Source organism: Alteromonas sp. ABH4_456, from assembly GCF_056160645.1.
In genome coordinates this window covers 274,472-293,796 of the sequence record NZ_JBSWXO010000005.1, presented here as the reverse complement: position 1 = coordinate 293,796, position 19,325 = coordinate 274,472, and the positions used below count along the sequence as shown (strand labels likewise).

Here is a 19,325-nt window from a genome sequence, read left to right as displayed (position 1 = left end):
CCTGAATTCATCAATGGAATCGAAAATGAATACAACGAAAAAGCTCAGCTTTCTTGCATGCGTGATCAGTGCCTTACTTCTTACCGGTTGCGGTGACGCAGAAACCACCATCATTGAGCAAGATCCTATAGTGGATGAGTCCGGTGACGATCACGATCATGATGACGGGTATACAATTGTAAGTGCCGGCCGGTTATCCGTTCTTGATGCAGAATCAAACACGCTGGCAATATTTGATCTCGACGACAACAGCCTTCTTGACACCTTTTCAACAACCTACAGCGACAGTGCGCTGGCTACGTCAGCAGGAGGCCGGTTTGCTGTTATCACCAGCCGCACCAATGACCTCGTTGAATTCGTGGATGGCGGCCTCTGGCGGGAAGATCATGTTGAGCACCTGCATGACTATGAAGAAGCACCGGCGATGACGACTTTTGCGCTGACAGGCAGTCGTCCTACTCATGTAGTGGGTCACGACGGCCAGCTTGCAGTGTTTTTTGACGGTGATGCTGACAGCAGTTCACCTGCATCCGTTCAGGTGGTAACAGATACCAACATTGCAGCCGAAGCAAGTTCCGTTAATACCCTGACTTACGACGTTAATATGCACGGTGTTGCTGAGCCAACAGGTGACATGCTGATAAGTACGGTTCGACGGGATGATAGCGAAACCACTTCAGCGAACCCGGTGCTGCCAGACAGTGTTGGCGTTTATCACTTGCATGACGGTGTTTATGAGCAGGAGCAGCTGTTTGCCGGTGAATGTCCGGATCTGCATGGTGCAGCAATGAATGACAGTTTTGCTGTTTTCGGATGCAGTGATGGTGTACTTGTTCTTTCGGCGACTGACGAAGTGTATTCATCATCGAAAATTGACAACATTGAGGCCGTGGGTGACATGCGCATCGGGTCTGTCTACACCCACCATGACGCCGCGTCTTTTGTTGGGATTGCTTCCGGTCACGGTGGCGGTGACGCCGTTATTACGGCCATTCATGCTGATGACGGTGAGATGGAAGAGATTGACTGGGAGCCGGAAACGGACGCCACCCCGGTTTCTTACGGCTTTTCCTATGACGGTGTGCATTTTCTTATCTTAGATAGTCAGGGTTATTTGTCGGTAATGGCAGCCCACGCCCATGATGACCATATGCACTGGGAGCTTGAGGCGCGGGTGGATATCAGTGACGCGGATATTTCCACCATGCCTGACGGCCTTAACTTCTCGATGACAGTTTCTCAGAGCGCGGGGACTGTTTATGTCGCTGACCCGATTGCTTCTCATATTGTGATTGTAGATATCGAATCTGCTGCTGTAACCGGAGAAATTGAACCCGGGTTCGTTCCTGCTTCTCTAAGCTGGCTCGGGATTGCCGCTGAGCACGAGTAACATGTTATAACCCCCGGGCGTCGCATTACCGGTAAAACCAAATGGAATGCGATGTATTCCTTCAAACTAACTCTCAGGAGCAAAATTATGTTTTCTTTGTGTCACACATCAAGGCTTGCAGCTACATCCGCAGCCGTTCTTTTATGTTTAGCTCCTTTTTCTGCAGCCTATGCCCTGGCAGGCAAGCATGTTCACGGACACGGGCAGTTACTCGTTGCTCAGGATGAGAGTAACTGGCAGCTTCAATTTTCAATTCCTGCAGCGGATTTACTGGGTTTCGAGCATGCACCGGAAAGTGATGAACAGATGCAGCAGGTACATCAAATCGAAAAACAAATCAGTGAGTACAGCAACGTTTTCTCTGTAGACGGAAATTGCCAGCTGGTCAGTCAGGAGATTGATTTTCCCCACCACGACTCTCCTGAATACGACGTTGGCCATGGAACTCATGGCCTGCAGCATGAAGATGAGCAACACCATGACGGGGAGCATCATGATGCGCACCATCACGAAGATGTCACGTTAGCCTATCAATTATCTTGTGGTGACGACATTTCTGAAATGACGGTAACCCTTTTTCGTCTGGCGCCATCATTGTCAGCCCTGGAAGTTCAGTGGGTAAACGACAAAGGTCAGGGGATGGCTGACGCTACACCTCAGAGCGCAACAGTAAGCTGGTAAATATCACATGCAAAATACTCCTCTCTACAACGGAAATACTATGCCGCGGATTCAGGAAGTGGGCGATAAAATCGCTATCGCACTTTCATCTTTATGCGTTGTTCACTGCGTACTCACACCATTATTAATCATCGCCTTACCCACTTTCGGCGGGCTGGCAATCCTCGACCACGAAGTCTTCCATCAGGTCCTGCTGTTTTTTGTTATACCGGTAGGTCTTGTGGCGTTACTTGCCGGTTACCGGCACCACAAGAATGGCAAAGTACTTTCCTGCGGACTGGCAGGTTTGTTACTGCTTACCCTCGCCGGCACGGTTGCTCATGACACTGTCGGGGAGGCGGGGGAGACGGTGTTAACCATAATCGCCTCATTATTTATCGTCATCGCACATATTCAGAACTTTCGAAAGCGAAACCTCACCCGCTGTGAGCACTCCTGAAATACCAATTGTTAAACTCTCAGAACAGGCACCACCACCATGCACCACAATAAGTTACCCGTTACTGTACTGTCGGGTTTCCTGGGAGCAGGAAAAACGACTCTTTTAACTCATATTCTTAATAACCGCGACGGTTTGCGCGTGGCGGTGATTGTGAATGATATGAGTGAAATCAACATCGACGCCTCGCTGCTTAAAAGTGACGTATCACTGAATCACAGCGAAGAAAAGCTGGTTGAAATGAGCAATGGCTGTATTTGCTGCACGCTACGTGAAGACTTGCTGATTGAGGTAAGAAAGCTCTCGCAAAGCGGCAAGTACGATTACCTTGTGATTGAGTCCACGGGGATTTCAGAGCCATTGCCGGTAGCTGAAACCTTTACATTTGCCGACGAAGACGGCGTGTCTTTATCTGATGTCGCGACCCTGGACACCATGGTGACAGTGGTGGATGCGGTGAATTTTGTACGTGACTTCGATGAAGCGAAGTACTTGCAGGAGGCAGGGGAGTCACTGGGCGATGATGATGATCGAAGCGTATCAGATTTGCTTATCGATCAGGTGGAGTTCGCTGATGTCATTTTGATCAGTAAGACCGACCTGGTTGAGCCGCAGGCAACAGAGAAGCTCACTGCTATCCTCAGAACGCTGAATACATCGGCAAAGATTTTGCCCATTGCAAATGGTCAGATTGATATTCGTGAGGTGTTGGGGACAGGTTTATTTGATTTCGCCAAAGCGCAACAGGCGCCGGGCTGGCTCAAAGAACTACGCGGAGAGCACGTACCTGAAACCGAAGAATATGGCATAAGCAGCTTTACCTATAAAGCGCGCCGGCCTTTCTACCCGGACAAGTTCTATCAATTTTTACATGGCAGTGAAAATTACGGGAAGTTATTGCGCTCGAAAGGATTTTTTTGGCTTGCCAGCCGCCCGGAGTTTGCCGGGCAGTGGAGTCAGGCAGGAGGCATTGCCCGTTATGGTTTCGGCGGCATGTTCTGGAAAGCCATTGATAAAAGCCAGTGGCCGGATGATGAAGATTACCGGAAAAGTATTGCTGAACAATGGGAAGAGCCTTTCGGCGATATGAGACAAGAGCTGGTTTTTATCGGGCAGGATCTTGATGAGCAGGCGATTACCAGTGCACTGAATGACTGTTTGCTGGAAGATGAAATGATGGTGCAGGGAAAAGCCGTGTGGCAAATGCTCGATGATCCGTTTCCAAAATGGGAGGCAGCATCATGAGTGCAGCATTGCAATTTGACGACATCCGCCAGTGTGTTACCGGCGAGGTGCCGGAGGTACTGGCGGAAATATACCGCGATCACAATAACCTTGTAATTTGGGAGCGCAGCCTTAATGCGCAATTGCTTCAGTTTTTAGAAGCGCGGCTGGCACAGGGTGAAAAGCTCAACGTAACCGAAGAAATTATAACCAGCAAGATACCGGAGCAGCTTGATGAAATTGACCAGCTGAAAGCCTGGGGGAGTGCCTTATCAGACGATATCGCCCGGATGACAGAGATGTTTGCCTATCTCTTTGACATTGAACGGGTTGGCCTGCGGATCCGGACACTGGACAGTGCCATGTGTCCCCGGTTTCATATCGACCGTGTGCCCTGCCGTTTTATCACGACCTACGCTGGCAAAGGCACACAATGGTTAGCGAATCATGCGGTTAACCGCGCCATGCTGGGGCATGCCAGTAAAGGGTTGCCGGACGATCAGTCAGGGCTAATGAAATCTGCGCTGGATGTTCAAACCATGCAGGCAGGCGACATCGCGCTGTTGAAAGGTTCCGCATGGGAAAGTAATGAGCACGGAGCCATTGTGCACCGATCACCGTTGCTGGAAAGCGGTGAAAAACGCCTGATCATGACACTGGATTTTATGTAAGTGTACAGTTTGAGGTTCATCATGGAGCACAGCGTTTGAAATCTGTAGCCATATTTTTGCAAAAAGTCGTAACAGCTCTGTTTGGCGGGGTAATACTTGGGATACCTCAGGCCTTATCAGAGCCTCTCCCTGCAGATTCATCAGAGCGCGCGATAAAAATTGCCACATGGAATATGGAGCATTTTTCAGCTTCGGCTACCACAGGTTGCCGCATTCGCACCAGTGCTGAAATTGAGGCTATGAAAGCTTATGCTGCGATAGTCGATGCTGATATTTTTGCTCTGCAAGAGGTCGCCTCAGAACCCGCTCTCCGTCGCGTTTTTCCGGTTTCGGATTGGAATATTTATATGTCTGCCAGACCAGACAGCTCATCCTATGAGTGTCGGGAGAATGGCAGATCTTCAACTCAGCAAAAGGTCGCAATTGTTACTAAAAAGCCTGCTTCAGCCAGAGCAATCAAGCAGCATACAGATATAGGTCTGAGTGAGTCAGGGTTGCGCTATGGTGTTGAAGCTGAAATAAACGTTAAAGGCGGTGTTCTGTCTGTGTTAGCTTTGCACTTAAAAAGTGGCTGTTTTGTTGACGATTATCAACGTGATGTTGGCAAATCCTGTAAGATGCTGGGTGCGCAGATCCCCCGTGTTTTACAGTGGATAGATGAGCATGAAAAATCCCGTGAGCCTTATGTCTTGCTGGGCGATTTTAACCACCGTCTTTCCGCTCCTTATAACCGTTTTACACGGGACATCAATGAACGTCTGCCCGTTGAATCTCAACTGGTACTCGCAACAAGAGACCTCATCGGGTGTCATCCCTGGTATCCTGCGCCTATTGATCATATCTGGGTGGGAGGAATGGATACCAAAGATATCGAATCGCAAGCAAGAGTGTGGCGCTACAACAACATGGAACCGGATGCCATGCTGAGTGATCACTGTGCGGTAAGTATCACACTGCCTGAATATTTATCTCAATAAGTCTGAAACTCGTGATCCCTTACGTCGTCGGGTTTACCTGAAAAAGGTTGAATACTTACGGCGTCCATCAGGTAAGCTGACGTCCCCATAGGATCTTCAAACATGGCCACCTGCAGAATTCCGCTAATGGTATACGCATCGCTGCTGCCGTCCATGGTAAAGCCCTCAGGTGAGCGGACATAAATCATTTGATTAGGTGCCGGGGGAGGGAAGTGAATACAGGCGCCGAAATAAGGGACAAGAAAAAAAGACAGGATTTCACGCTGGTCATTCACATCTAACGGTACGATGAAGCCATTGATTATAACGGCTCTGTTGTGCAACGTTTTCACGGTAGTTGTAGATGTCAGCGTTGCCTGGTAGTCAGCATCGAAAGACGCCTGAATGGATGTGAAAACCTGTTCATTAATTGGCTTTGTTTTGTCGGGCTGGTACTGCTTTATGAGGGATGCTTCGTTTTCCGGCAGTAAGTCTTTCCAACCTGCATGCCATGGCTTTTCATTTTCAAACTGACTTCGCAAATCTTCATTGCTGCTTACAAAAATGGCATTTTTGCTGAGGCCGGATGACTCAGCCTGAAATGGTGAACCGCCGGTCAGGAGAAACCCGGCAACTACGCCTGCCAGTAAAGCCAGGCCAACGATTAATCCTGCTTTAGCGTGCATTTCAGGCCTGCCTACACCGACTGAATTTTAAGCGTCTTCTCAATTTCCACCGGTGTTGAGCCCCGTTTAGCCGTGAGGAACACGGTTATTGTATGCTCTCCTTTTTCCATGGCACGGAAAATCATCGTTGATTTTTTTGTTATCCCGGCAATGCGAATTGATTCTTCCGACAGTAATTTTATATGTTCGCTGCCTTTGATATTGACACTGACATCGTAGAAAGATGTTGGCACAAAGAAGGCTAATTCACTGTTTGTTTCTACCCCTGTTGAGGTACTTACCTTCCCGGGTACAGTCACAGTGATATTGTCGAATCGCGTCTGTTGCATATGTTGCTGCATCATAGGGTGGTAGGCAGCAAAACCTGCCATACCTTCTCCGTGAAAATCACAGGCTGATGCGCCGGAGGTACAAACAATACTCATCACTCCTGCCGCGATCAGCAGTGCTTTATTCAAATAGTTCATAATTGTCCACTTTCAGTGTGTAAGCTGCAGTGCCTAATTCATGCTGACGGGTTTGAATATCCACTTCGCCCTCGAACCAGAATGGCTGCATGAGATCCTCAAGCTCCAGGCCTTGTTTATAGCTCACATAGATAATCTGGTTAGGCGGTGGCGGCGGCATATGCAGACAGGCCCCAAAGTAGGGTACGATGAAAAATTCGGTCACCAACTTTTCTTCATTTTGTTGAAGGGGGACCACGTAGCCCGGGATTTTAATCGAACGGCCGTCGAATTCAGGAATGACCTGCACAGAGCTTAACGCCTGCTTGAAACGTTCTGTTTTCTCATCTTCAAAAGAGTTCTGTGTAAACGCCTTTACAGAATCTTGTTGAGATCCGTCCTGAACATTGCTTAGATATTCAGGTGGGTCCATCAGGGCAGCCAAATCACTGGCTGGCATTAACGCAGTCCATTCTATTTCTTCATATTCTGCGGCTGAAAGAGTTGCGCCGCAGGAAAAGGCACTGATACACGTGAAAATTGCGATTTGTCTCAGGATTCGTTTCATTAAAAGCGTCGCTATTGGTTTGATAAAATGCCCGATGTTATAACATCACCATGTTATATAATAACGATAAGAGTTTAGTTTGAATAGTCAGCATACCAGCACTTCGTCGGCTTCTGTCGCGATACATCTCAAAGATGTGGTTCATCAGTACCCGAAAAGTAAAACCCGCATGACACTGCCGGAATGGACAGTGGAAAAAGGTGACCGTATCTTTTTGCATGGCCCGTCGGGCTCGGGGAAAACCACGTTATTGAATTTGCTGGCCGGTGTACTGAACGTAGACAGCGGTGATATTAACTTGCTGGGTGAGGATTTCTCTTCACTGTCATCCGGTAAGCGGGACGGGTTCCGTGCGCGGCACATCGGGGTGGTATTCCAGCAATTTAACCTGGTACCTCATCTCAGTGTGTTGAAGAACATCGAACTGGCCGCCTATTTCGGTGGCAACAAAGGCAATGTAGAAAGCAAAGCTGCGGGCTTAATTAACGCCCTTAAATTGCCTGCAGAAGTGTTAACCCAGTCAGCTAAAAGCCTGAGTGTGGGGCAGCAACAACGGGTGGCCATTGCCCGCGCGCTCATCAATGAACCTGAAATTCTGCTGGTGGATGAGCCAACCTCTGCGCTGGATACCGACGCCCGTGATGCGTTTATGACTCTGCTGATTGATCTATGTAAACAACATCACACTACGCTTATCTTCGTCAGTCATGACAAAAGCCTCGCGCAGTATCTGTCGTCATCGGTGTCTTTGCAGTCGTTATGCTCATTCAGTGAGGTGGCATAATGTTGTTATCTTTTGCAGTAAGCAGTTTACGAAGCCGCGCGAAGTCAGTGCTGCTTACTTTTCTTTCGTTGCTCATCAGTATCAGTGTATTACTCAGTGTTGAGCACATCCGTTTGCAGGCAGAGGCCAGCTTCAACCGCACGGTGTCCGGTGTGGACTTAATTGTCGGTGCGCCAAGCGGACAGATGAACCTCATGCTCTACAGTATTTTCCGCATGGGCAGCCCCACCAATAACGTGGAATACGACAGTTTTGAAATGCTCGAAAATAACGAACAGGTAAGCTGGGCAATTCCAGTCGCACTGGGAGACTCTCATCACGGTTACCGCGTGTTAGGTACCAATCAAACCTACTTCGATCAGTATAAGTACGGCAATAAGCAGCATTTGGCCTTTGCTGACGGCGAATCGTTCAAAGGCATATTCGACACAGTCATTGGTGCGGACGTGGCAAAGAAACTGGCTTATAAGGTCGGCGATAAAATCGTTATTGCCCATGGTACCGGAGCAGTAAGCTTTACTAATCACGACCAGTCGCCTTTTACCATTACCGGTATTCTCGCGCCTACCGGCACGCCGGTTGATAAAACCGTACACGTGAGTTTAGCGGGTATCGAGGCCATGCATCTGGCGCCTTCCCAACTGAAAGACATCCTCGCGAACCCCGATGATTTTTCCAATCCACTGATTCAGCCTGACAGCGTAACCGCCGTGTTGTTGGGACTTAAATCGAAATTTGCCACGTTCACTTTACAGCGGGCGCTGAACAATTATGAAGATGACAGACTCATGGCCATTCTGCCCGGCGTCGCTATGGCTGAGTTATGGAAAATGATGGGCACGGTAGAGAATATTTTGCGGGTGATTAGCGTACTGATCCTGGTGTCGTCACTATTCGGCCTGTCTACCATGCTGCTGGCTTCTATGCAGCAGCGGGAAAAAGAGATTGCAGTGCTCCGTATATTAGGTGCAGGAGCCGGCGTGGTGTTTTTACTTATTTTAACCGAAGCCATTGTCATTGCCGTCAGTGCCAGTGTCATGTCACTGGGATTAGTCACATCTATTTTTGCCGGCGCGAAAGGCTGGCTGGCCAGTGAGTACGGCCTGTTTTTATCTGCCAATGTGTTTAACGCACACAATGCAATGGTTATTGGTGCTGTGGTAGTAGCGACGCTTATTACCTCGCTGTTACCCGCTATCGATGCCTACCGCAGTGCTATTCATTCGAGGCTTTAGGAGTAGGGGTAAGGTCATAGGGATTGATTTAACTTAGCTTTCTTAAGACTGGAACGTCTGATTTGTGTTAGAAAGAAACAGGAAAACACGACAACAGCAAAGAGAAAGGAGATCCCGAAAGTTAAGAAAAACGCGTTTATCATATGCTGTTCGGGCACTTCGGATACATGCTCTGTATGGAGTAACAGGCTAAATATGGCCCCCATTAGTGAAGCGCCCGTTATCAGGCCTAAGTTTCTTGACAAGTTGATGAGCGCCGACGCTTTGCCCTTGTCCTGCTCGAAAGCCGCTCCGATAATGAAAGTACTGTTTGCAGCATGAAATAATTGCCTTCCCGGTGTCAGTATCAATAACGCCACGATATAGCCATAGATGCCAAAGAAAAGGGGAAAACATGCAAAGCTCAATGTTCCCACCGATATCTGAATCAAGCTTAGTTTCATGGTTGAGCATGCGCCATACCGGTCAACCAGTTTTCCTGCCGGGTAGCCTGATAAGGCGCCTGTTAGTGGTCCTAAAGAAGTGACGAGTCCCACATTAATTAATGACAGGTGCAAAATATAGGTCAGAAAAAAGGGACCAACTATTAATGTCGTTATGGCAATTGCATCTACCACAAAACTGCAAAGCAGTGCGCTATTACGCACCTTCTCACTAATAGGTGGATTTTTCAGTAGCGCCGGTTTCTGGTTTTTGGACCGTCGTAAAAACAATAAAAGTAGCAAGGCAGCTAGCAGGAGCAATGCAATATTCACCGCCGGTGTGAGCAAGCCTATGAATGACATGGCGAGTGTATAGCACGCTAACGAAGCAGCGAGAAGAGCAGAGCCTGCTATATCAAAATTTTTAACCGGTTGTCGCAAAAGTTTATCTGCCGGAATATATTCGCATAGACACAAAGACAGGAAGCTTAACGTGACCATTGACCAGAAAATAAACGACCAATCTGTGTAATTAAGGATAAAACTTCCTAAAACAGGACCCAGCCCGGTTCCCAGCGCAGTCATTGTGCCTAGTAGGCCCATCGCGCTTCCAGTGGCGTTACGCGAAAAAATTGAACCGGCCAATGCATAAACCTGTGCAATGATAAGAGCGGCGCCTGCGCCCTGTATCAGCCTTGCGACCATTATCATTATCAAGTTGTCACTTAATGCGCCTGCCAGTGAAGCGAGAAAGAATATACTTATACCAATACGAAGTACTTTTCTTCTTCCATATTTATCGCCAAGTGAGCCCGCCCCGATAATGAGAGAAGTTATGGAAAGTAGATAAGCGATGATCACCCAGTTCACAAGCTGTATCGAAGTGTTGAATTGCTCCGTCAACAGGGGTAACGATACATTCATTATGCTCATCGCTAACGATGGAATACTTAGCATGGATGCCAAACACAGCATAACATTCAGTTGTGAACAGGTTTTTTGATTGACCGGCTTCGTTTGGACAATTTTGTCTATCATAACGCTCCCTTCAGATGGCCTGAATTGACTTGGGCTGTTTCTAACTATAAGGTCAGCTTACTACTTAAAGTTAACTTGAGGTCAAGAGCGCTCATGGGTGTTATTGATATTGCTTCCTTGTCAAAAAAATCCGGTGTTCCGGCTTCAACCCTTCGATATTATGAAGAAAAGAACTTAATTAAATCCGTTGGCAGGCAAGGACTAAAACGACTGTTTGATACTTATGTTTTCGAGCAGTTGGAGTTTATAGCGCTTGGGCAGCGAGCAGGCTTCCCCCTCGAGGAAATTCAGTTGATGCTGACCAGGAGAGGGCAATTCGAAATAAATCGGGAAAAACTGCTCGAAAAAGCAGATGAAATACAGCAGCATGTTAAACAGCTTGTGGCTATTCAGCGGTGTCTGGAACATGCTGCGAATTGTTCTGCAGAAAGGCATTCCGAATGCCCCAAATTTCAGCGCCTGTTACGCCTGGCTGGGAAAGCGCAAGCCAGGAGACGAAAGTAGAGCCGTAGCATGCTGGACTATGGCCTGAACGCCCGGCTAGGGTTCGTTTAAGAAACGTGTCATGCGTCCGGATCTCATCTCTTCCGAAAAATCGCTGCTCGTCAGGCGATACTGAATAAAGTTGTCTGAAATACAAAGGGTGTCGTGAATATCGCCCGGCAAAAATACCTTGCAGTCGCCACAGGTCATCCTATCTTTTCCTCTGGAAACTAGGTGTGTTTCTCCTCTTGACGATGTTATTTTCTTATAAGTCGTCATTTCGATTTCGCCGGATTGAACGGCATATAATACCCAGCCTGCACCATGGTCATGCGGCAGCCGGTATGTATCTTTCGGTTCTGAGTGTGCCAATAGAATGAAGCCATGATTTTTATCAGTGTACAGGACCTTTGTCGCAGGCTTCTCTTTTATTAGCTCATCAAGCCAATCTTCTTTCGCGGACGTGCGGGTAAGTTCTGATAGCAGCTCACGCGCACGCGTTGTGGTTTCAGAATTCAAGCCTGACCAACAGGCGCTAATGTCGCTCGTCACTCTCTCTAAACTATTTCTCATTGGGTATTTCCTTTATTGTGGATGAACCATGCCACTTTACAACTTCAAGTTAACTTGAGGTCAAGGTGTATCCGGGGGGTAGCGACGCCAGGTGTCCTGACTGAGTGGAAATGAGTGCGCGTAGATGAGAGCCGTCCGGGCAAAGTAACTTTAAGTGCGATAAGCTGCTTGTGGTTACAACTCGTTACGTTATAACATTTTATTTTTGGTGTGATAACGGAACAGATAAAATGGAACAAACAGCATATGCGTTACAGGCAGATAATCTGTGTGTCACGCTCGGCACGCAACAAATCTTAAAAAATGTCGCTTTTCATATTGAAAAGGGCGAAGTGCTGGCGCTGTTAGGCGGGAACGGTGCGGGAAAATCGACAACCTTGAAAACCTTTCTGGGTCTTATTTTACCCTCTTCCGGCTCTGCGAAAGTGCAGGGTAAAGAAGTTGCACAACATCCGGAGATCATCCGCGAGAAAGTGGCTTATTTGCCGGAATCAGTCATGCTCTATGAGCACCTGAGTGCTATTGAGAACATCAAGTACTTCATTTCTCTGGCAGGACTGACACGCAGTACCGGCGATATAGAGTCAGCCCTGAAACGTGTGGCATTGCAAAGTACCGCATGGCACAAGAAGATGAGCCATTATTCGAAGGGGATGCGTCAGAAGACAGCTATCGCCCTTGCGCTGCTGCGCGATACGCCCATTTTGTTTCTGGATGAGCCCACATCTGGCTTAGATCCCGTTGCTATCGATGAACTGAACCGCCTTATCAGCCAGCTTGCCAGTGAAGGTAAGTCCATCCTCATGGTTACTCACGATGTATATGGTGCCTGCCACGTGGCACACCGGATTGGCCTGTTACGTGACGGTGAAATCGTAGGAACGTTCACTGCTAACCCCGGCGAGAGTATTGATACTGAAGCGGTACACGCAGCTTTTGCGAAGGGACAGGTTGCAGCATGAGCAGGCAAATAATTACTATCGCAAAAGATGAATGGCGATACTGGTTCCGGACGAAACTGGCTATTACTGTATTAATTTTTACGGTTATTCTTACGCTGGCATCAGTGGTGATTACTGCAATGACGGTGGACGCAGATAATCATAGCCGCCATATTCTGCAGTCTGAGTCAGAGCACGCTTTTGAAGACCAGCCAGACCGCCATCCTCACCGGATGGTGCATTTCGGTCACTATTTGTTTCGTACGCCAACACCTCTTGGCCGCATTGACCCGGGCATCGATACATACACAGGTACTGCCATCTTTTTAGAAGGTCACCGTCAGAACGGCGCGACATTTTCCGGCCAGCAGCAAAGTACCGGACTTAACTGGCTGGGTAAACTATCGCCCGCAACCGTCTTGCAAATACTTGCGCCTCTGTTACTTATTGTCATGGGCTACAGCGTTATCACCCGCGAAAAAGAGGCGGGTACGTTCACCTTCCTGAAAGTGCAGGGTGTATCACCACTCACTTTGATTGCCGGTAAGACCCTGGCCTTGTTCATGGCCGCCGGGGTGGTACTGTTACCGCTGGCCCTTGGCGCGCTTTACGCTACATTTCAGGGCGCGGGTATCGTTGCTGCGCTTTCATTCTTAACGGGTTACGCACTCTATCTGATGGTCTGGGTGGCGTTAGTTATGCTGGTTTCCTTGCTTGCCACAACCAACCGGAGCAGTTTTGGTGTTCTGATTTTCAGTTGGATCGCTATTTGTCTTGTTCTGCCAAGAGTTTCTGTAAGTGCAGCCACAATGGCCGTCTCGTCGCCGGGGAAGCTGGAAACTGACTTTGCCGTTCTGGAGGAATTACGTACATTAGGCGACGGTCACGACGACAGTGACCCTGCTTTTAAGAAGTTTAAAAGTGATTTGCTGGCTAAATACAATGTAGAAAGTATTGAGGACTTGCCGGTTAACTTCAAAGGCGTTGTAGCACAAAAGTCAGAAGCAGACCTGACCGCAGTGATTAACCGGTTTGCGTCGCAAAGCATGAATGAGGAGCAGGCACAGGCTAATGTTGCCCGCCAGTTTGGTTGGATTTCTCCTACCATTGCTATCCAGACCTTATCGATGAAACTTGCAGCAACTGATCTGGAAAACTACCACCGGTTCCTGAATGAAGCAGAAGCGGTGCGGTACGATTTTGTGCAGTCACTGAACAAACTCCATGCCGAGGCTTTGTCTTATGCGGATGACGCGAATAAGTACCAGAGTGAAGCAAACCGTCAGAAAGCAAAAGTCGACTCTGCAAACTGGAAAATGCTGGAAGCCTATACGTTTGAGCCCGAATCCGTGACACAGAGACTGGCCTCTGGCAGGTCGGCGTTCGTTCAGTTAGGTGTGTTGATTGTTGTTTTATTTGGTGCCGTATTTTTAGCAGGGAGACGCGCGTGAACTGGACGGATTTAAAGCGTGAATCAGGGCTTATCCTGACTAAAAAGAGTGTGATTTTCTTACTGTTTGTTGCGTTTGCTCTGTCGGCATTTTCGGTGTGGACAGGCACGCAGGAAGTGGAAAAACAGCGTGAGACAATATCACGGCTTATCGACGCCGACCGCATCGACCGCGCTGAAGTGCTGGAACAGAAAACCGGTTATGGCAGTGTGGCATACTATGCCTTTAGTCTGACTTACGATCCGCCTTCAAATCTTGCGTTCGCCGGGTTGGGAAGCCGTGATTCTTATCCATGGAAGCACCGCATCCGCGCGCTTGCACTGGAAGGGCAAATTTACGAGTCTGATACCGGTAATCCCGAAATGGCTATGGCAGGGCGTATCGATTTCACGTTCGTCATTAGTATTCTTTCCCCGTTGATCACCATCTTGTTATTGCATGATATCCGCGCCGCCGAACGCGCGTCCGGCCGGTATGCATTGCTGGTGGTGTCAGCCCGCCGCAAGTTTGGTTTGTGGTTGCCAAGAACCGTTTCCATGGTGTCGTTCCTGTCTCTGGCGCTGCTGATCCCGTTCTGGATTGGCGCGGTGTGGAACGGGGCGCTGGCTATCCATATTGTTCTGGTGTCGCTGATCACCATATTGCACATCGCATTGTGGGCAGCACTCTGTTACTGGTTTGGTAAGAAAGACTCCTCAGCACCTCATCTGGCGTCTGCACTTCTGGGCTTATGGTTGGTCAGCAGCTTCGTTTTGCCGGCGCTGGGAAGTGTGGCCATTGAGCGTATGTTTACAGGACCACAGGGCGGCGAAATCCTGATGACTCAAAGGGAAGCGGTAAACGGTGCATGGGAGCTCCCGTTTGAAACTACAATGGATGCTTTTACCGCCCGTCACCCCGAGTGGAAGCCTTATACAAAGATGGATTCATTGTGGGACTGGAAATGGTATTACGCATTTCAGCAGACCGGTGATCAGGCCGCAGAGCCTTTGTCTCTCGCATACCGCGAAGTGGCGAAACAGAAGTACGAGGCAGCATCCTGGTTGTCGGTATTGTCGCCAGCAAGCTGGGTTTCAAGAAGTGTTACCCGGCTAGCGGAAACCGATCCGGTAGCGGCATGGCATTACGAACAGCAAGTGCGCGATTACCATGAATCATTACGGAAATACTTTTATCCGTACTTATTTAAAGCGCCGGCCTTCGACAGAAGCGAGCTGAGTAAAATGCCTGTTTTTGCGCCTGAAAAGAGCAACTAACGATAACAATGGCCGCCCAAACCCACAGGCGGCCTTTTCGTTTTGTTTTCACTGACAACTGTTGAGCTTCGTTTGCAGGTGGCGCTGCTGATACCACAGCAGTGGCGCGCACACGCAAAATAATCCCAGCGCATAAAGCATCTTTGTGCCCAGTCCCACGGCGATGGTGGCGCAGAACAGGCAGCTTAGCATTACCAGTGGACGATGCTTTGCTGATAAAAGGCGGACGGCCGCCAGCATACTTGCCAGATAAATCAGTACAAACACTCCATTTACCCAACCAATCAGGTCTTCCAGGTTGTACGCACCGTAATGCGTGATAACCAGGGTGAGTGTCATGACGACAAGTACGCATTGCAGCGCCCGTTGAGGCACGTTGTACTGGTTGAGGGTCTGGAAGTAACCCGGCAATACCTTATTGTTGCTTAAACTCCAGGTTAACCGTGCCAGACTGGCTGTGTACACATTCACAGTTGCCAGGCCGCCAGCTACACCGAGTGCACCGATAACCGCCGCGCCACCGCCGGAGAAAATCTGATCAAATACGGTAACCATGCTAAGAGAATCTGACACCGGTGTGTCGATGAGCAGCCAGGTACAGCCCAGGTAAATTAATCCCACCAGTAATGTGCCGGTCATAATGGCAGGGACCAGATCACGGCCCGGGTTTTTAAAATCCTCGGCCAGATGGGAAATGGCTTCTATACCCAGAAAACTCCAGAACGCGATGCCCATGGCGGCCAGCATAGGATTCATATCAAAAGGCGTAGCCGTTGCCTCAGGGAGCTGTTCGCCCGACGCCACAGGCTGACCTGCCAGCATAGCAATAACGACCAGAGTAATAACGAGTGTGAGGATGAGCTGGAGGGTCGAAGAAAACTGAATACCCCGGTAATTAAGCGCAAATAGCAGCGCGATAATACCCAGTTGAACGGGCAGCGCCCAGTCCGGTGAGAGACCAAACAGCGTTTCGATAAACCAGTACGTCATAATGATGGCAGCAGGCGCGCCAATAGGTACCACAAACAAGAACAGCAAACCGATAGTTCTGCCTGCAGATTTGCCAAACGCCTTTTCAACAAAATAGGCCGGGCCGCCCGCATGAGGGTAGCGGGAGGAGAGTTTAGCAAACACCATGGCAACGGGCAGTATTGCCACTGTTAGCACAAGCCAGCTGATCATTGCCCAGTGGCCAGCGGTGTTAATGGTCATCTGCGGCAGAATAAATACGCTGGTACCCAGCAAAGTGGTGGTCAGCAGCCCTGCGCCCTGCCAGCGTCCAATTTTGTTATTTGCATCGTGCATGGTTATAAACAAACCCAATCGTACTGCGTTAATTTCAATTGCGTAATATACTGCGTTTTTGCGCTTCATAACGTGTTACTTTGCGTGCATTCAGCGCGTTGTTGCCGTCATTTTGACGGTATATAGACTTTTTACCTGCAAAATGACGGAATCACGATGGACAAATTCGATCAGGCTATTCTTGCTCAGCTCCGGCAAAATGCCCGGGCCAGTATTTCAGCGATTGCTGATGAAGTGGGCCTGTCTCGTTCGGCGGTAACAGAACGGATAAAAAAGCTGGAATCGAACAACGTGATCCGCGGCTATCAGGTCATGTTGTCAGAATCGCAAAAAGAAGGCGTTGCCGCTTATCTGGAAATCCAGCATAAGCGGGCACGGTGCGCAGACGTGGTGCCCTATTTTCGCGCCATTCCTGAGGTAGTGTCGTGCTACGGTGTTACCGGCGAGTGCGACCTGATTGTGCTGATAAAAGCAGACACCATGCGCCGGCTACATGAAATCCGCGAACATATCGATACCATCGACGACATTATCAAAATCAAAACCCACGTGGTGCTGAATCAGTGGTTGGGGTAAAGAGTGAAAACAAAGAAGGCTGCATATCTAAGTGCAGCCTTATTCAGGACTAATTTTGGTAAAGCGTACTGATGTTAAAAATCGTACGTGACCGTGAGGCGAATATCGCGCCCCGCTTCGTAGGGGCCAACCACTAGTTCGTATCCTGCAACGCCACTGTAATCACCGACACTGGAGTGATCGCGATACAATTTGTCGAACAGATTAGTAACAGCAACATTGGCGATGAAGCTGTCAGATATCTGCCATTGGGCAAAAAGATCTAAAGTGGTATAGCCTGGTTTCTCTAATGCGTACAATGCATCAACCCAACCGTTATCTAAATCGGCATGCAGAGTGTCAATGGTTAAACTGTCTACTCTGGTCACCGTTGCCCCTATAGTCGCGTCGGCATTGATTAAATATTCGACGCCCGCTACCCAGGTATTGCCACGGCTATTACCTAAACCTAAAAACTCATAACCATTGATATCAATACTGCCGTAATCTGTTGAGTACAGCGAACTCCTCGGCGATAACTCTGCATCCATAGAAGAAAAGCCAACGAAGAAGTCAAAGTCAGACCAGCGGTAAGCTAAATCGAATTCAAAGCCTTTTGAATCGATGGTGCCGATATTGTTGTAGACAGAGGTGCTGTTGGCTCCGACATAGATGACATCATTAATCGCAGAGTGATAAACGGCTGCACGGGCATGTAAGTTATTCGCCTGATATTCTACGGACGCCTCAATATTCTCTGCCGTTTCTGGTTTTAACCCGTCGTTGACGACCGGGTTCTCAGAGCGATCGTACAAATAGCTGTCGATGGTAAAGCCGTCACCGATTTGTTTGCCTCTTGCCGCTTCGGCATAGCTGAGCCCCAGTGTCCATGCCTTTGTGAGCGAATAGGCCAGTCCCGCATTGTAACTCATTTCTGTGTCGTTAAGTTTTGCTGCAGGTTCTGTTATCGGTGTTCCGTAATAATCGTCAAGCAAGATCTTTTGCTCATAGCGGTAGTTGTCATAACGCACGCCGTAGCTCAAAAGTAAGTCGCTGGTTATGTCGCTGTAGCCCTGAAAGTAAATGCCTGTGACACTTCCTGTTTCTCCGTGATCTTCTTCAGGTTGTGCAACGGCATAGCCACTGTCTACTTCATCATTGCGGTAATCAACACCATAAATAAACCGGTGGGCCTGAACATCACTGGTGTTGCGGATATCGAACCCATAGGTGTCAATTTGAGCCAGCCAGTCGAAGCGCCCGCCACGGAAAGAGGAACTGGTCGAGTAAGCAGTCGCTTCTATATTCACCAGTGTATTCACATTCACGCGGTAGTTTGCGACGTAGGTGTCACGTTTTGCTTCACTGGAATAAAGCGGGTCCTCTGGTTGAACTATCCAGTTAGGACGGGCAGAGAACAACCCTTCTTCGTCACGTTGTTCAACACTGAGGGAAAGATACTGGTTTGCCGAAATATTGCCGCTGGCTTTGATGAAAAGCATGCTTTGATCCGCTGATGACCCGCGGATCGCGTTGCCTTCGCCATCTTCCATATCGTTACGATCAATATCACTGTAATAACCAAGTACGCCCCAGGAATCACTTAGCTTGCCGTAGACGGTGCCACTTAATCTGCGCCCGTCATTTGTAAAATAGTTGGCTTTCAGCCTGCCGCCAAACTGTTCACCTGTAGCGAGAAGATCATTCGCATCCTTCGTCTTGAAACGAATAGAACCACCAATCGCCCCCGGACCGCTCGTCGCTTCACCGGCTCCGGCCTGAATATCGATTTGTTGGAGTAAATCCGGGTCGAGCGTTACACGTCCAATATGGTGGAATAAAGTAGAAGTCTGTTGTGCGCCGTCCACTGTCACGTTCAGCAGCGCATCTTCCAGGCCGCGAATGTAGATTTTTTGCGCTACTCCCACCGAGCCGCCAACGCTTACTGAGGGCGAATAGCGGAAAATATCTTCCAAATCGTTTGCCTGATAATGCTCAATGTCTTCAGCCGTTATGCTCAGATTGGTAGCCGCTCCGACAACCGCTATTTTTTCAACGGATTGCTGTTCAGGGAGTGCTTGCGCATAGAGATGATATGTAGGGGCTGATGTCGCACAAATGAAGCCGGCAAGCGCGATTTTGTTCACGGTTGAGTCCTTTTCTTTTATGAATAAGAATTATTATCATTAACCTTAAGGACAAGAGACAGGACTTTTACATT

At 48.7% G+C, this 19,325-nt stretch carries 20 protein-coding genes; 13 read left to right on the top strand and 7 right to left on the bottom strand.

The annotated features are described in order from the left end of the window. Positions 1-25: 25 nt before the first annotated feature. From ACXAG2_RS10600 to ACXAG2_RS10575, 6 genes are all read left to right on the top strand, one after another. Positions 26-1,390, top strand: a complete 1,365-nt coding sequence (locus tag ACXAG2_RS10600) for a 5-methyltetrahydrofolate--homocysteine methyltransferase (protein WP_474866749.1) — start codon at positions 26-28, stop codon at positions 1,388-1,390. An 87-nt stretch (positions 1,391-1,477) separates the two neighbouring features. Then, a complete protein-coding gene (locus tag ACXAG2_RS10595; RefSeq protein WP_474866746.1) occupies positions 1,478-2,071 on the top strand; it encodes a ZrgA family zinc uptake protein in 594 nt (197 codons plus the stop codon). 7 nt (positions 2,072-2,078) lie between these two features. Next, positions 2,079-2,510, top strand: coding sequence for a MerC domain-containing protein (locus tag ACXAG2_RS10590; protein WP_474849301.1), 432 nt, complete (start codon positions 2,079-2,081; stop codon positions 2,508-2,510). Positions 2,511-2,549: 39 nt separating this feature from the next. Further along, positions 2,550-3,755: a zinc metallochaperone GTPase ZigA gene (gene zigA / locus ACXAG2_RS10585; RefSeq protein WP_474866743.1), complete on the top strand. Its 1,206-nt coding sequence runs from the start codon at positions 2,550-2,552 to the stop codon at positions 3,753-3,755. Beyond that, the gene (locus tag ACXAG2_RS10580; RefSeq protein ID WP_474866740.1) at positions 3,752-4,405 is read left to right on the top strand and encodes a DUF1826 domain-containing protein; all 654 of its coding nucleotides are present in this window, start codon (positions 3,752-3,754) and stop codon (positions 4,403-4,405) included. Before zigA ends, ACXAG2_RS10580 begins: the two co-directional genes overlap by 4 nt. A 35-nt stretch (positions 4,406-4,440) precedes the next feature. Next, positions 4,441-5,382, top strand: coding sequence for an endonuclease/exonuclease/phosphatase family protein (locus tag ACXAG2_RS10575; RefSeq protein ID WP_474866737.1), 942 nt, complete (start codon positions 4,441-4,443; stop codon positions 5,380-5,382). Here the strand turns inward: ACXAG2_RS10575 and ACXAG2_RS10570 are convergent. The 3 genes from ACXAG2_RS10570 to ACXAG2_RS10560 are packed head-to-tail and all read right to left on the bottom strand — an operon-like array spanning position 5,376 to position 7,061. After that, the gene (locus tag ACXAG2_RS10570) at positions 5,376-6,047 is read right to left on the bottom strand and encodes a DUF3299 domain-containing protein (protein WP_474866735.1); all 672 of its coding nucleotides are present in this window, start codon (positions 6,045-6,047) and stop codon (positions 5,376-5,378) included. The two genes, ACXAG2_RS10575 and ACXAG2_RS10570, sit on opposite strands and share 7 nt — an antisense overlap. An 11-nt stretch (positions 6,048-6,058) precedes the next feature. After that, a complete protein-coding gene (locus ACXAG2_RS10565) occupies positions 6,059-6,514 on the bottom strand; it encodes a hypothetical protein (protein ID WP_474866732.1) in 456 nt (151 codons plus the stop codon). Further along, the gene (locus ACXAG2_RS10560; RefSeq protein ID WP_474866730.1) at positions 6,498-7,061 is read right to left on the bottom strand and encodes a DUF3299 domain-containing protein; all 564 of its coding nucleotides are present in this window, start codon (positions 7,059-7,061) and stop codon (positions 6,498-6,500) included. Before ACXAG2_RS10560 ends, ACXAG2_RS10565 begins: the two co-directional genes overlap by 17 nt. A gap of 79 nt (positions 7,062-7,140) precedes the next feature. Between ACXAG2_RS10560 and ACXAG2_RS10555 the strand changes: the two genes are divergently transcribed. Together ACXAG2_RS10555 and ACXAG2_RS10550 are read left to right on the top strand one after the other, a co-directional pair. After that, on the top strand, positions 7,141-7,845 hold the full coding sequence (locus ACXAG2_RS10555; protein WP_474866727.1) for an ABC transporter ATP-binding protein: 705 nt from the start codon (positions 7,141-7,143) through the stop codon (positions 7,843-7,845). Next, on the top strand, positions 7,845-9,080 hold the full coding sequence (locus tag ACXAG2_RS10550; RefSeq protein WP_474866725.1) for an ABC transporter permease: 1,236 nt from the start codon (positions 7,845-7,847) through the stop codon (positions 9,078-9,080). The genes ACXAG2_RS10555 and ACXAG2_RS10550 overlap by 1 nt, the downstream gene beginning before the upstream one ends. 14 nt (positions 9,081-9,094) lie before the next feature. Here the strand turns inward: ACXAG2_RS10550 and ACXAG2_RS10545 are convergent, their stop codons facing one another. Beyond that, entirely contained in the window at positions 9,095-10,540 is a 1,446-nt protein-coding gene (locus ACXAG2_RS10545) for an MFS transporter (RefSeq protein WP_474866723.1), read from the bottom strand. 93 nt (positions 10,541-10,633) lie between these two features. On the opposite strand from ACXAG2_RS10545, the gene ACXAG2_RS10540 reads away from it, so the two are divergent. Next, a complete protein-coding gene (locus tag ACXAG2_RS10540; RefSeq protein WP_474866720.1) occupies positions 10,634-11,044 on the top strand; it encodes a helix-turn-helix domain-containing protein in 411 nt (136 codons plus the stop codon). A 36-nt stretch (positions 11,045-11,080) separates the two neighbouring features. On the opposite strand, the gene ACXAG2_RS10535 is transcribed toward ACXAG2_RS10540, so the two are convergent. Next, positions 11,081-11,596, bottom strand: a complete 516-nt coding sequence (locus ACXAG2_RS10535; RefSeq protein ID WP_474866717.1) for a cupin domain-containing protein — start codon at positions 11,594-11,596, stop codon at positions 11,081-11,083. 230 nt (positions 11,597-11,826) lie between these two features. On the opposite strand from ACXAG2_RS10535, the gene ACXAG2_RS10530 reads away from it, so the two are divergent. The 3 genes from ACXAG2_RS10530 to ACXAG2_RS10520 are packed head-to-tail and all read left to right on the top strand — an operon-like array spanning position 11,827 to position 15,244. Then, positions 11,827-12,558 carry an ABC transporter ATP-binding protein gene (locus ACXAG2_RS10530; RefSeq protein WP_474866715.1) on the top strand — a complete coding sequence of 244 codons (732 nt, stop codon included), beginning with the start codon at positions 11,827-11,829 and terminating at the stop codon, positions 12,556-12,558. Then, entirely contained in the window at positions 12,555-13,988 is a 1,434-nt protein-coding gene (locus tag ACXAG2_RS10525; RefSeq protein WP_474866712.1) for an ABC transporter permease, read from the top strand. The genes ACXAG2_RS10530 and ACXAG2_RS10525 overlap by 4 nt, the downstream gene beginning before the upstream one ends. After that, positions 13,985-15,244: a DUF3526 domain-containing protein gene (locus ACXAG2_RS10520; RefSeq protein ID WP_474866710.1), complete on the top strand. Its 1,260-nt coding sequence runs from the start codon at positions 13,985-13,987 to the stop codon at positions 15,242-15,244. The genes ACXAG2_RS10525 and ACXAG2_RS10520 overlap by 4 nt, the downstream gene beginning before the upstream one ends. Before the next feature lie 48 nt (positions 15,245-15,292). On the opposite strand, the gene yjeH is transcribed toward ACXAG2_RS10520, so the two are convergent. Further along, positions 15,293-16,549 (bottom strand): L-methionine/branched-chain amino acid transporter, encoded by a 1,257-nt coding sequence (gene yjeH / locus ACXAG2_RS10515; RefSeq protein ID WP_474866885.1) that lies wholly within the window; start codon positions 16,547-16,549, stop codon positions 15,293-15,295. 156 nt (positions 16,550-16,705) lie between these two features. On the opposite strand from yjeH, the gene ACXAG2_RS10510 reads away from it, so the two are divergent. Further along, a complete protein-coding gene (locus ACXAG2_RS10510; protein WP_119499538.1) occupies positions 16,706-17,125 on the top strand; it encodes an Lrp/AsnC family transcriptional regulator in 420 nt (139 codons plus the stop codon). A gap of 74 nt (positions 17,126-17,199) precedes the next feature. On the opposite strand, the gene ACXAG2_RS10505 is transcribed toward ACXAG2_RS10510, so the two are convergent. Further along, on the bottom strand, positions 17,200-19,251 hold the full coding sequence (locus ACXAG2_RS10505; protein ID WP_474866708.1) for a TonB-dependent receptor: 2,052 nt from the start codon (positions 19,249-19,251) through the stop codon (positions 17,200-17,202). Positions 19,252-19,325: the final 74 nt, after the last annotated feature.

Coding starts and splice junctions, on each gene's coding strand:
- ACXAG2_RS10600 (WP_474866749.1), top strand. CDS start 26: ATGAATACAACGAAAAAGCTCAGCTTTCTTGCATGCGTGATCAGTGCC.
- ACXAG2_RS10595 (WP_474866746.1), top strand. CDS start 1,478: ATGTTTTCTTTGTGTCACACATCAAGGCTTGCAGCTACATCCGCAGCC.
- ACXAG2_RS10590 (WP_474849301.1), top strand. CDS start 2,079: ATGCAAAATACTCCTCTCTACAACGGAAATACTATGCCGCGGATTCAG.
- zigA (WP_474866743.1), top strand. CDS start 2,550: ATGCACCACAATAAGTTACCCGTTACTGTACTGTCGGGTTTCCTGGGA.
- ACXAG2_RS10580 (WP_474866740.1), top strand. CDS start 3,752: ATGAGTGCAGCATTGCAATTTGACGACATCCGCCAGTGTGTTACCGGC.
- ACXAG2_RS10570 (WP_474866735.1), bottom strand. CDS start 6,047: ATGCACGCTAAAGCAGGATTAATCGTTGGCCTGGCTTTACTGGCAGGC.
- ACXAG2_RS10565 (WP_474866732.1), bottom strand. CDS start 6,514: ATGAACTATTTGAATAAAGCACTGCTGATCGCGGCAGGAGTGATGAGT.
- ACXAG2_RS10560 (WP_474866730.1), bottom strand. CDS start 7,061: ATGAAACGAATCCTGAGACAAATCGCAATTTTCACGTGTATCAGTGCC.
- ACXAG2_RS10550 (WP_474866725.1), top strand. CDS start 7,845: ATGTTGTTATCTTTTGCAGTAAGCAGTTTACGAAGCCGCGCGAAGTCA.
- ACXAG2_RS10545 (WP_474866723.1), bottom strand. CDS start 10,540: ATGATAGACAAAATTGTCCAAACGAAGCCGGTCAATCAAAAAACCTGT.
- ACXAG2_RS10540 (WP_474866720.1), top strand. CDS start 10,634: ATGGGTGTTATTGATATTGCTTCCTTGTCAAAAAAATCCGGTGTTCCG.
- ACXAG2_RS10535 (WP_474866717.1), bottom strand. CDS start 11,596: ATGAGAAATAGTTTAGAGAGAGTGACGAGCGACATTAGCGCCTGTTGG.
- ACXAG2_RS10530 (WP_474866715.1), top strand. CDS start 11,827: ATGGAACAAACAGCATATGCGTTACAGGCAGATAATCTGTGTGTCACG.
- ACXAG2_RS10525 (WP_474866712.1), top strand. CDS start 12,555: ATGAGCAGGCAAATAATTACTATCGCAAAAGATGAATGGCGATACTGG.
- yjeH (WP_474866885.1), bottom strand. CDS start 16,549: ATGCACGATGCAAATAACAAAATTGGACGCTGGCAGGGCGCAGGGCTG.
- ACXAG2_RS10510 (WP_119499538.1), top strand. CDS start 16,706: ATGGACAAATTCGATCAGGCTATTCTTGCTCAGCTCCGGCAAAATGCC.